We start from the raw sequence: 11,621 nt of genomic DNA on the forward strand, positions 1-11,621 counted from the left end.
TTCTGCTGTCCCATTATATCGATCTTCTGAATTCACTTGCGACGCAACAGGATCTGGAGTCCTTCGAGGCAACCGTTCATCTTTATGGATATTTTTCCGATGACGAGATGAGAGAAGTCGAGCGGCAGATGAAGAAAGATTGGGACAGCCTGTCGCTTCACCAGGATGAGTTGTTGCACGTCGGTCCGCTTTCGAATGTGCTGGACATGGCGTGGCTGCTGGGCTGCGCGGCGCTGGCTTTTTTCAAGCCTCTCTTGCTTCCAATCCTGCTCCCGTACATGATTTTCAACGTTGTGCATCTGCGCGCCCGCTCCAGAAAACTCATTGTGGCGAGAAAATACAAGGAATGCGCGCGCGAATTAGCGAACACGATTCGGGTGCAAAGAGGCGCCGATGAGACTGTTGCGGGGCAAGTGAATCAGGTTGTCGAGGAGTTCGAGCGGACTGACGGAAGCGGGCAAGAGATATATTTGAAGCTGTCGAACAAAGCGCGCGAGCAGGAATTGGAGACGGTTTGCGATTTCTACTATTCGCAATTCGAGGACAGCAAGCCGCGGCGCGGGTTCCTTCGGAACGTCTTTCATTTTCTCGCGCTCGTCCTTAAGGATGAGGAGGCCGCCCGCATCCGGGCGCCGGAGCGCGAGGTGCGGAAAGCAGCGTTTCTCCGTGACAGCCGCCAGCAGCGCTCGCTGGAATTTCTGGTGCTGCCGACGAAAGAATCGTTCGAGATCTATTTGGCCGACGAATTTTCTAATGGCGAGCTTTTCCCCTTCAATGTAATACCGCCTGCACTGCATCCGACCGCGCATCTGGTGAGCGAGACCGACGTCGAGATCAACAATGTCGTCCGCGTTCCGGAGGCGCTCGACCCGGAGAAGATACGATCGAAGCTGTCCCAGAGCCTTTTTATTACAACCTATTCACGGAGCAAGTTTCAGGCGATGAAGCTGGGGCACCTCATTTCGTTTGAGAAGAGGCAGATCCCGATCGGCATCATGGTTGTGGGCGGGCTCGACATGGCGTTCGGCCTGATGAAAGGCGCGTTCTTCATTTCCCCTATTCTTGTGTTCGGAGTCGCCACCTTTGGAGTCAGCCTTCTGCTCAGCCGCAAGGTGAAGAAGCATTTTTCTGATATAGCTCGAGGGTTCGATAAGATATTCGGCGACTTCTCGAGACCTACCCTGGTCACCGATGAAAAACTCGCGGAATTGAACGGACTTGTGAAGGACTCGGCGAACCTGGTTGACGCCTACACGGAGACATTTCATCGCGCGCTGCATTTCGGGTGGGACGGCATCGCCGATGTGTATCAGTCAAAGGCGGTGTTCCATCAGCGCGAATTCAAGGAGCCCGGCGAATGCATCATGAGGCTTGAACGATGAACGATCTATTCGACAAATATCCCCGTATCAAGGAACTCAACGGCTACAAGCGCTACTCGAATTTGCAGAGCGCGCTCATGGAATTGCACGATTATCTCGACGTCCGAGAGGTTGCTTGCTCGAAGATGGGACGGCCGATCTATGCGCTGAAAGCCGGAGCGGATGACACGCCGCACCGGATACTTCTCACCGCCGCCAATCACGGCCGAGAGGATGCTCCGCCCCTTGCGCTCCTGCTCGCGGCGCGGCATCTTGCCGAACCGGGCGAAGACTTGAAGCGGATACTGGAGAAAGTGCAATTTATCCTGCTGCCTTGTCTCGATCCGGACGGCTACGATTTGCGCGGGGTAAAATGCGTCGACCCGCTTGGCAACACTGAAATTCGCGAGGACTATTCGGAGAGTCATTGGGAAGATGTCAATGCCGTATGGTGCAGACCGGATGAATTCTTGCCCCCGGAGACGCGGATGCTGAAGCAATATCTGCTGGAAGCGCGGGCGTCGTTATCGCTCGATTTGCATGAGACGCTGTTTTACCGGCCAGGGGTGCGATTTCAATTGCCGCAACAGTGGCGCTTCATGCCGAGTAATTTTGAAGTGACGGTGATCGAGTTCATTCCTGATACGGAGCGCGAGTTGGGGGAACTGGTTGGCGCGCAGATAATAGAAAACCTGAAACGCAACTACTTCATTCCGCGGAAGGTGAGCAATGTCGGCAAGCTTTTCCGGAAACTGTTCGTCCCGATCCCGCAAACAATCACGAAAGGCGAGGGGCGCGAGATATCCGGGCCGTTACTGACAGAATTCAGGAAGGGAAGAATGGTTCTGAGCGATTGGCTTACGCTTTCCTTCAGGATTCCATCCTACACTTTCGAAACCTTTTTCTCTCCGCTCGAATACCGGGTTGGAGCACATCTGGCGGGCATCGAGGGCGCCGTTCTGGCATATGTCGGATTCCTGCCGGAAACGCGATCGGAGCAGTATCTCAAGAGATTGCCTCGTTCGGCCAGCAAGAAATTTTTCGCCGAAAGCGCGGCGGAAGCCGTGAGATTTCTCGGAAACGACTGCAGAATCACTACCCACAAGAGGGGCGGATTATTCTCGCGGGAACGCCTGATCGCGTGGAAGGATGGCCGAAAAATCGAGTTTCGTCCCGGCCTGCGCGGCCCCCGCATCTTTGAAATCGTCCAGAGATAAGAACACCCATCCAATTCCCGCTGCCGGCAAACTCATCTGTCCCAGACTCCTTCTGTAAGACCGCTGCTTACTGCTCGCCTCTGGAATCATCGTTTTTTCTCGAAACTACCGGCAATTCAATATGCGAGGCGAAATTCTTGTTTCTCAGGATGGTAATTGTCGTAATGCCTTCTTCAGGAATTCGTGCGAACGAATCCTTATCGTGTCCTGCGATCGCAATACGTATCCGATGCCCTTTTTTGATCAGCGCAGAAGTTGGATGCAAACCGAACCTGAGCTCCGCGATTTCGCCTGGGACAAGCGGCATGGCGTCCTTTTGTTTGAATGAATGGTACGGAACCAGCATTTTGTAAGGCGGTCGGTCCGAAGAAATTTTTCGGTGCAGCGCGCGAAGCTGACCTTCCGTGAGGTAGGTGACCTTCCCTGATTCGTCCACATCTTCCAGATAGACGAAGAAGGCTCCGTCGGTATGCGTTGAAGTAAGGTAGAGAGTGATGACCGGATGGCCGGTAATTTCGAGGTCCTCCGATAGCGGCTCGCTCGTGTAAGTGAGGAGGCGGCGGTCTTGTTCGGCGCGGTCTGGATAGACTACGTCGGCGCCCATCTGAGTATGCCAGCGGTTAGATGTCCCGGTGGTCGCCTCGAAATCAACGGCGTAGGAGTCAGCGCCCGATTCTTCCGCCGGCTCGATTTCTGAGAGCCCATTATCTTGATGAAAGTACCAGGCGGCCGAGGTTGTACCGGCGGGCGGCCAGACATTGGTCGATTTCCACTTCTCCTCGCCCATTGTGTAATAGATAAGCACCTTCTCCGACATAACGCCGTTTTCGATATCTTTCAGGTAGTAGTCAAAGAACTTGACGCAATCGAGCCACTGGCGCTCCATACTCGGGTCGGTTGGCGTATCGGGAGGAAGATATTGACTCGCATGATTGCCGCCGCCGTGGTCCCATGGCCCGATCACCGTACGCTGGGGATTGCTGTATGTCAGGAAACGGCGTATGGCCGCGTCCGCCATGGTTTCATCCATCCAACCACCCCAACTATAGATGCCGACGTTGGACCGCTCGATTTCTTCTTTGAAATTGTGGGTGCTGAGACTATCGATCGTGGTGTCCGAGGAAGTATTTGTCTCGTCGCGAAAGGTCGCGGATGTAGCGAGTTGATAGACGTCGCCGTTCTTCGCATGCTCCGCCACCGCCTTCGTGAGGAGCCGACGGCCTTTGTCGCCATCCACAGGTTTGACTCCCCGCACGAAGAGGCGCGCCATCAAACCCGCATCCTTTGGGACGACATTGCTATCCAGCAAATGCGTGTAATAACCCCAATTCTTCATCATCCAAACAAACGAAATTCCCCCCGGAAACGCGATATCAAAATACAAGTCATGATCGGCGAAGCGGGGAACGACCGCCTTCACTGCGGGGTGATTGTTGACAGCGAGAAGTTCAGCTGTCGTGCCGGAATATGAAGTGCCGATTGCACCAACCTTTCCGTTCGACCATGGCTGCGCGACTATCCAATCCGCCAAATCGGCCCCGTCCTTGACCTCATCCTTGGAGAAGGGGTGTGGCCGCGGCCCGAACGAAGCGCCCGTCCCCCGCACATCGACAAGGACGAGCGCGTATCCATGGCTCGTAAAGACGCGTTCGAATTCATCACGCTCTTGAAACCAGCTCAGAGGAGGCCGGAGTTCCGGCGCTCGCCAGTAACAGGTCATTTTCAGGATGGATGGAATCTTTATGTCCTCCGGCAGATTCTTCGGCAGCACGATATCCGCCGCTATTTTCGTGCCGTCACGCATGGTGATGTATCGCGAGCTGACAACCACGCCATCACATAATGGTCCTTCATATCCTTCGTAAATTCCGAATTGGAGATTTGCCTGTTCCGCGACGGAGTCAACTGAAATGCAGACGAAAACCGCCAGCGCACAAAGTGTCGCCCATTTCAAAAAGTGCGGTCGCATTGAAAGTCCCCCTATTCCTCGCATAGATTCCCCCAGTTCTCCGTCAGGACTAACTCTTTAACAAGTGCGGGAAATCCTCTTCAAGAATCGGCTTGAGCTCCTGCAGCGTCTCCGTCAGAGCCCCGACCGCCTTTTCGATTTCCTTTGCGGTCATGGGCGTCGAGACGCAGTACATCTGCCGGCCGGCTGGAAAGATGCCGCGCTGCAGCATACACAGATGAAGGTGCATCGGAATCGGACCCGCCCCGAACAGGCCGGTGATGCTGTCGCGCGCATTGCGGATGGGCCGGTCCGTCATGTGCAGGTTCACCAGCGAGCCGAGGCCGGTCGCCTGCCCCCGAATTCCGATTTCATCGAAGGCAATGTTAAACCCCTTCCGCAAGGCGTCGCCGGCCGCATTCAGTCTATCATAGACCTGCGGGGTGAGTTCACGCATGCAAGCAAGCCCCGCCGCTATCGTGAGCGGATTCCCGCTGAAGGTGCTCGCGTGCCACATGAAATCGGCCGTTTCGGGGCTGAAAAGCTGCATGATATCTTTTCGTCCGCCGAATGCCCCAATGGGCAGACCGCCCCCGATGATTTTCCCCATCGCCGTCAGATCGGGCTCGATCCCCGCCATGCCCTGAAGACCGGCCGGTGAAAGTCGGAGCGTGATGACCTCATCGAAAATGAGGAGAACCTCGTTTTCTTTGGTTATCCGGCGCATCTCCTGCAGATAACCGGGCATCGGAGCGATCATGCCGAGAGCGCCCATCATTGGTTCCATGATGATTGCACACAATTCATCCCGGTGTTTCTTAATCAGCTTCTCGGTGATCTCCGGTTCGTTAAATGGGGTCACAATGACGCCGTCCACCGAACTCAGCGGAACCCCTTTGTCGGGCTGCAGAGTTATCGGCTCCTCGAAGGGGCCGGCTTCGGTGGGAATCGCAACGAGACTGATCTCGCCAATGTCGTGGTTTCCGTTGTAGCCGCCCTCGATCTTCATGACCTTCTGCTTTCCAGTGAAGGCGCGGGCCGCGCGGATTGCCATCATCGTGGCCTCGCTGCCGGAACTGCAGAAACGGAGTTGTTCGACGGAAGGTACGCGCTCGCAGATCAGGCGCGCCAACTCGAATTGAGACTCGGTCGGAGCGGCATAGGCCGTTCCCAGTTTCACCTGGTCGGCCACAGCCCCCACCACTTTCGGATGAGCATGTCCGAGAATAAGCGTGGTGAAATTGTTCATGAAATCGATATACTCGTGGCCGTCGGCATCATATATGCGGCAGCCGGCGCCCTTCTTCATGAAGACCGGATAGGGAAGGTAATGTGCAGTGGTGCGCGTGTCGCCGCCTGGCATGTACCGGCGCGCCGGCTCCATTAACTGCTTCGACTTCTGCGACCATTGAAAATACGACTCCTGAATTTCCTCGAAGTTTTTCGCCATGATAATACCTCACCTGTTATCGCTATGGGTTTCTGCCAAGACCCTATTAATCAAAGCATCTGCGTATTCCTGCGGTGATTCATACGGGATCATGTGGCCGGAGTTTTCGAAAAAGACAATGTGCTTTCCCCGAGGCGCTATTAACGCGTCAACATAACGTTCGACCAACGCACCCGGCGTATTGTAATCATATTTTCCAACAAAAAAATAAACGGGAATATCCACTTGAGGAGCCTGCACAAATAAATCCGTGTCTTTGCCCTCCTCCCACAGGCATGAGGGGGAAAAATCTCCTCCACGGAAAAACTTCAGCCCGTCAACCAGCGAGTAATCCGGTGACGAAAGGCCTATCTTCAGCATGTCTTTAAACCTGAGGTCTGAATGAGACTGGCCGCCGAAATGTTCCAGCCATTTCCGCTGCATGAGGAGTTCATCGCGGCTCTTATAGGGAGGGGCAATCGCCCGAAGTTCTTGCAGGGCGCGCTGATTTCCGGTCTGCGCAGCTTCTTTTGTGACGAAGTCGTAGGAAATCCTCTCGGCTTCATCGTATTCGACCACCTGGCTGACGCCGACAAAAGCATGAAACAGCTCGGGATATCGTGCGGCCGAAAGCATCCCGATCTCGCTCCCCCAAGAATGGCCCACCAGGTAAATCTTCGGAACACCGAGTCTTTTCTTCAGCAGCTCAGAGAGGGATTTTATGTCTGAGACAAACTGCTCCCGATTCATCGTTTCCCGCGGGATATCAGGATTGAATGATTTGCCGGCGCCGCGCTGGTCCCAGTGCACCACCACAAAATGTTTCACAAGTTCGCCATCGAAGTGGCGGGCGATGGAGATATCGGCGGCGCCCGGCCCCCCATGCAGATGGAGGAGAACAGGATTCGAAACGTCGCAGCCGCGGATGAGAATCCACTGTTTGACGCCATTCAGGTCTACGGCTTCCAGCAATTCGATCCCGTTCGGCGAGCGAATAGCCGTGGCCTGCATCACTTTATCCTGCAGGTATGCACGATAGGAAATTGTGAGGAATGAAACGAGCAGCACCAACAGTACGAGCGACAAGAGAAAATATCTTGTCAACAATTTGAGAATTTTATGGAAGTTCATCTATTTGCCCCGCCTCCTAGAAAAATGCCATTCCTTTCCCCTGAACCTGCTCATAACGAAAATCGTGCGAATGAATTCGCACCTACCGCAGGCGCCTCTTTTCCAAAATCGAGTTCACGCTGCGCGTATGATGGCGTTGCGAAACGCGTCTATTTGTTCTCCGACTTTTCGAATTCTCGCCGGAAAGCGTTCACAACTCCATTGACGATGTTTTCCGGTCGCGATACTACCGGAGAATCCACGACCAATGCTGTAAGCAAGCCTTCAAAAGAAACAAACAGCATCTGAACCAGCAGATCGCGTCGTCTCTTTTTCATGTGCGGATACTGCCGTTTAATTTCGGGCACGACGATTTCCTCGAATTCGCGGTCGGCCTGGCTGTGCATTGCCTTGAAGTCAGCATCCACAAGAGCCATGCTCATGTATTCGCGCGTGATGCCTCGCAGAAGAGGGTCGACCGCGAGAAAATGAAACTGGCGCTCGAGCGCCTCGCGCAGCCCTTCAAAAAAATCCTCTTCGCTTGCCAATGCTTCCGAAAGGAGACGGTTCGATTTTTCCTGGCGGAACCGGTTCAGCTTCATCAGCAGTCCTTTCTTGCCGCTGAAATGATGATAGACGGCGCCCATGGTGAGGCCGGCCCGCCGTGCGATTTCACGAATCGAGGCAGCCTGGAACCCGCTTTCGGCAAAACATTCCATCGCTGCACGGAGCAGCTTTCGGCGGGTCAGTTCCGCCGCCTTTTCATGCAAAGCCTTGGGGTCTTCATCGAAGTTTAACAGGTAATCGCGCGACAGCGGATTCCGGGCGTCTGACATAACATTGTTATCTATCATAGCAGCGTTATTATATCCTTGACTCCCCTCTTTGTCAAGCCCCTCTTCCCTGCCGCCCGTACGTTCTGCGACGACCTGCCCAAAACCCCGCCTGAAAGCCATGGCCCACGTGCGGCTTTTTCCTTGACTTTGCCAAAAAGGACGGGATAGAATTGAGCGAAACATTACCCCGTTTCCTGATTGCCCCAAGGAAGCACAAGATGTCTTCCCAGAAGCAGAGAGAATCGAGCAAGTGAATTTTCCCTCACAGCATATCAAGAGAAGGATATCGCCATGGGAGCCTTTGAAGAGTTAGCGGAAGTATCCAATGAGTTGCAGAACCGGTTCGTGCACAAATGGAAGGAAGGGGGGAAAAAGGTCGTCGGCTACGTCTGCTCTTATCTGCCGGAAGAGATACTCTTTGCGGCGGACATCCTGCCATTCAGGATCACGGGCAGCGGGTGCGGCGAGACCGCTCTGGCGGATTCCTACCTGACGAGAGTAAACTGTTCCTTCTCGCGATGCTGTCTGGAATTGGCTTTGAGCGGGAAATACAGCTTTCTTGACGGCGCGGTTTTCGTGAATGGCTGCGACCATATCCGGCGCGCCTACGACAATTGGGCTGCCCATACCAGCGCGCTTCCCTTCATGTATATCCTGCCGGTTCCACATGTGCTGACATCCGACGCCTTGAACTGGTACCGCGAAGAAGTGAACAAACTGAAGGCGAGCCTCGAAGAGAATCTTGGGGTCAAAATTCCCGACGAAAAACTCAAAGGAGCGATTAAGACGTATAATGATACGCGAAGTCTTCTTCAGAAATTGTATGACCTGAGGGCGAAGGATCAACCTGTTTTCAGCGGCGCAGACAAGATGGCCATCCTGGCGGCGGCAAGCCGGATGCCGAAGGACGAATTCAACAAGTTATTGGCCGCCGCCCTTGATGAGTCTGAAGGCAACAAGAGAGGCGCCGATGCGGGAGTGCGCCTGCTCATTGCCGGCAGTGTTATGGATGACGCCGACTTTATTCGGAATGTGGAAGACCTGGGGGCGGTCGTCGTGGCGGACGCTCTCTGCTATGGGGCGCGGACTTTTTCAAATTTGACGGACGAAACCGTTGACCCAATCGAGGCCCTTGTTCAGAGGTATTTCCATCACGTACCCTGCCCGAGGATGGCGGGAGAATATCACAGCCGGCTGGAATTTGTGAAGCAGCAGGCGGAGCGCGGCCGGGTTGACGGCGTCATACTGGAGTACATAAAATTCTGCGATTTGCACGGGACCGACAATGCTCTGCTCAAGAACGATCTTGAGAAGGCGGGCATCCCGGCGCTCGAACTCGAGCGCCAATATGGTCCGCTGGCCGACGCAGGCCGTGTTCGCACGCGAGTGCAGGCTTTCCTGGAAAGAATCCGGAGATAACAACATGCAAAACGACGCCATTCCACGCATTGTCGAGGCTTTCGAACAGGCTTCGATGCTGCCTGAAGACCTAAATCTTGAGTCGCCCGAGATGAAAACGATCCTGGATTTTTTGCCGGAGACCAGACGCAACACGTTTCTCGCGATGGCGAAAGACCCGGACGTAAGGAAAATGTCGGCTGTGTTCAACCGCGGATTGGGCAAGTACTGGAAAACTCTGCTTTCGGCACGGGACTCGGGGAAGAAGGTGGCTTTTGTCCCGTTTAATTTCTCGCCCGAGATTTTTCATGCGCTCGATATCATTCCCGTATGCGTCGAGGTTCTGACAACGATGGCGCTTCCCCTGGAAGAAGGGATCGAAGGCTATTTAGACCTTTCGGTCGAGCGCGGGCTTCCCGATACAATGTGCTCGGCGCAGCGCGGAGTAATCGGGCTTTTTGAAGCAGGCGTGCTCGAGAAACCCGACCTGCTGGTCAATGGCGCCCTTGGTTCATGCGATCCGAATTCCAAGGCATTCGAGTACATGGCCGAGAAATTCGACATCCCGGTCCTGTACCTCGACATTCCTTATTATTCCGATAAGCGGGCGCTCGACTACTACGCGAAGGGCTTCAAGGACGTGGTGGCAGCGATACAACAGATGACCGGCGCCAAGCTCAAGGCAGATCGCCTCCGCGAGGTCGTCGAGAACACGAATAAGGCGTCGGAGCTTTTTTACGAAATTGCAGAGTTGAAGAAGAACATTCCAAATCCGGTGCCGAACTATTACAACATGCATCATACCGGCGCCAAGCTGACAATGGCGGGTACAATGGACGCGATTGAATATTATCAGACAGCTCTTGCGATATGCAAAGAACGACTGAAGCAAGGAAAACACGTGCTGCCTCGGGAAAACATCCGCCTCTTTTTCATCTATACTCCTTACTATTTCGATAATTCGATCTATTCGTGGTTTCAGGAAGAAATCGGCGTTTCCTGGATCATGGACGTGCTCAACGCATTCGATTTCAATCCGTTCATCGACACCTCGAGCGTGGATAGCATGCTCTATGGACTCGCGGAAGAGATGTTCAATCTGCCGATGACACGCCAGCTCAAGGGCGGCTGGAATGCACCCGACAACTGGCTGTTCGACGTTCTCTACTATGTGAAGACGTATAAGGCCGACTGCTGCGTTTTCTCCGGTCATACCGCCTGCAAGCAGGCGTGGGGCGTATATCGCCTGGTGGCGGACGAGGTGAAACGCCAACTCGGCGTCCCCTCGCTCCGGCTCGAGGGAGACGGCTGGGACTCGCGCATCACGCCGATGTCGGTCATTAAAGAGCAATTCGAAGAATTTTTTGCCACGATTCTGTAGGAGTTATCAACGATGATTGTTGCGGGATGCGATGTCGGCTCACTCACGGCCGAAGCTGTGATCATGGATAATGGCACGATCTGCGGCTCAGAAATTATCCGGGTTCGCCCGCGACCGGAGCAATCGGCGCGCGACGTGATGGATAAACTGCTCGGCCGGCTGGAGATGACGTACGATGATATTATGTACTGTATCAGCACGGGCTATGGGCGCGAGACCATCTCATTTGCGAACGACAATATCAGCGAGATCTCGTGCCACGGGCGCGGCGCGCACTGGCTCAATCCGTCGATCCGGACCGTTATCGACGTCGGCGGGCAGGACTGCAAGGCGATTCGGGTAGACGAGCGCGGCCTGCTTGTGGATTTCGTCATGAACGACAAGTGCGCGGCGGGTACCGGCAGATCGCTTGAGCTCATGGCGGAAGCGCTCGGCATAGATATCGGCGATCTGGGGCCGCTTTCGCTTAATGCAACTACATCACTGGTCATCACCAACCAGTGCAGCATTTTTGCCGAAATGGAAATCCTGCATTTTCTCTGCGAGGAGAAGAATCTCGCAGACATAGCGGCAGGCGTAAATGAAGCGATGGCGAGGCGCGTCAAGATGCTGGTGGGCAAGGTCGGAGTTAAGGAAGAGATCGGAATGACCGGAGGCGTCTCCAAGAATATCGGGGTCGTGAAAGGTCTCGAGCGCATGCTCGGCAAGGAGTTTGTTCAATTTCAGGAAGACCCGCAGATAATCGGAGCGCTTGGCGCCGCCGTCTTTGCGTCTGAAAAAGTGAAGTAGATGCAGTAAATACGTTGAGGCTTTCCTGCGGGAGCCTCGCCAGAATATCGGAACTAAATATAACGACATAAATAATTGCGCATATTTCTCTTTTCTGCTATACTCAAACCAGAAAGGAGGAACTCATGCGCAAACTGGAAATCAAAGATGCT

Annotated in this window: 9 protein-coding genes; 5 read left to right on the forward strand and 4 right to left on the reverse strand. The window is 54.3% G+C overall.

Annotated features, from left to right (window positions below; genetic code table 11):
* Both C4520_06790 and C4520_06795 read left to right on the forward strand, forming a co-directional pair.
* The coding region (locus C4520_06790) for a hypothetical protein (GenBank protein RJP23198.1) at positions 1-1,382 on the forward strand (1,382 nt) is incomplete at its 5' end.
* Positions 1,379-2,578: a hypothetical protein gene (locus tag C4520_06795; GenBank protein RJP23199.1), complete on the forward strand. Its 1,200-nt coding sequence runs from the start codon at positions 1,379-1,381 to the stop codon at positions 2,576-2,578. The genes C4520_06790 and C4520_06795, both read left to right, overlap by 4 nt.
* Before the next feature lie 67 nt (positions 2,579-2,645).
* Here the strand turns inward: C4520_06795 and C4520_06800 are convergent, their stop codons facing one another.
* The 4 genes from C4520_06800 to C4520_06815 form a co-directional block, all read right to left on the reverse strand.
* The gene (locus C4520_06800; protein ID RJP23200.1) at positions 2,646-4,571 is read right to left on the reverse strand and encodes a CocE/NonD family hydrolase; all 1,926 of its coding nucleotides are present in this window, start codon (positions 4,569-4,571) and stop codon (positions 2,646-2,648) included.
* A 25-nt stretch (positions 4,572-4,596) separates the two neighbouring features.
* Positions 4,597-5,976, reverse strand: coding sequence for an aspartate aminotransferase family protein (locus C4520_06805; protein ID RJP23201.1), 1,380 nt, complete (start codon positions 5,974-5,976; stop codon positions 4,597-4,599).
* 9 nt (positions 5,977-5,985) lie between these two features.
* Complete coding sequence (locus tag C4520_06810) at positions 5,986-7,086, reverse strand: alpha/beta hydrolase (GenBank protein ID RJP23202.1); 1,101 nt, start codon at positions 7,084-7,086, stop codon at positions 5,986-5,988.
* Positions 7,087-7,235: 149 nt separating this feature from the next.
* On the reverse strand, positions 7,236-8,084 hold the full coding sequence (locus tag C4520_06815) for a TetR/AcrR family transcriptional regulator (GenBank protein RJP23203.1): 849 nt from the start codon (positions 8,082-8,084) through the stop codon (positions 7,236-7,238).
* A gap of 108 nt (positions 8,085-8,192) precedes the next feature.
* Here C4520_06815 and C4520_06820 point away from each other — a divergent pair, with 108 nt between their 5' ends.
* Genes C4520_06820 through C4520_06830 form a run of 3 tightly spaced genes read left to right on the forward strand, consistent with a single transcriptional unit; the run spans position 8,193 to position 11,469 of the window.
* Positions 8,193-9,320, forward strand: coding sequence for a 2-hydroxyacyl-CoA dehydratase (locus C4520_06820; protein RJP23204.1), 1,128 nt, complete (start codon positions 8,193-8,195; stop codon positions 9,318-9,320).
* Complete coding sequence (locus C4520_06825) at positions 9,187-10,680, forward strand: 2-hydroxyacyl-CoA dehydratase (GenBank protein ID RJP23205.1); 1,494 nt, start codon at positions 9,187-9,189, stop codon at positions 10,678-10,680. The genes C4520_06820 and C4520_06825 overlap by 134 nt, the downstream gene beginning before the upstream one ends.
* Positions 10,681-10,692: 12 nt before the next feature.
* The gene (locus tag C4520_06830) at positions 10,693-11,469 is read left to right on the forward strand and encodes a 2-hydroxyglutaryl-CoA dehydratase (GenBank protein RJP23206.1); all 777 of its coding nucleotides are present in this window, start codon (positions 10,693-10,695) and stop codon (positions 11,467-11,469) included.
* The last annotated feature ends 152 nt before the right edge of the window (positions 11,470-11,621 follow it).

The sequence above is a fragment of the Candidatus Abyssobacteria bacterium SURF_5 genome, assembly GCA_003598085.1.
Taxonomy (GTDB): Bacteria; Abyssobacteria; SURF-5; order SURF-5; family SURF-5; genus SURF-5.

Bases quoted from the DNA above. Each gene is read 5' to 3' on its own strand.
- C4520_06795 (RJP23199.1), top strand. From the start codon at position 1,379: ATGAACGATCTATTCGACAAATATCCCCGTATCAAGGAACTCAACGGC.
- C4520_06800 (RJP23200.1), bottom strand. From the start codon at position 4,571: ATGCGAGGAATAGGGGGACTTTCAATGCGACCGCACTTTTTGAAATGG.
- C4520_06805 (RJP23201.1), bottom strand. From the start codon at position 5,976: ATGGCGAAAAACTTCGAGGAAATTCAGGAGTCGTATTTTCAATGGTCG.
- C4520_06810 (RJP23202.1), bottom strand. From the start codon at position 7,086: ATGAACTTCCATAAAATTCTCAAATTGTTGACAAGATATTTTCTCTTG.
- C4520_06815 (RJP23203.1), bottom strand. From the start codon at position 8,084: ATGTTTCGCTCAATTCTATCCCGTCCTTTTTGGCAAAGTCAAGGAAAA.
- C4520_06820 (RJP23204.1), top strand. From the start codon at position 8,193: ATGGGAGCCTTTGAAGAGTTAGCGGAAGTATCCAATGAGTTGCAGAAC.
- C4520_06825 (RJP23205.1), top strand. From the start codon at position 9,187: ATGCTCTGCTCAAGAACGATCTTGAGAAGGCGGGCATCCCGGCGCTCG.
- C4520_06830 (RJP23206.1), top strand. From the start codon at position 10,693: ATGATTGTTGCGGGATGCGATGTCGGCTCACTCACGGCCGAAGCTGTG.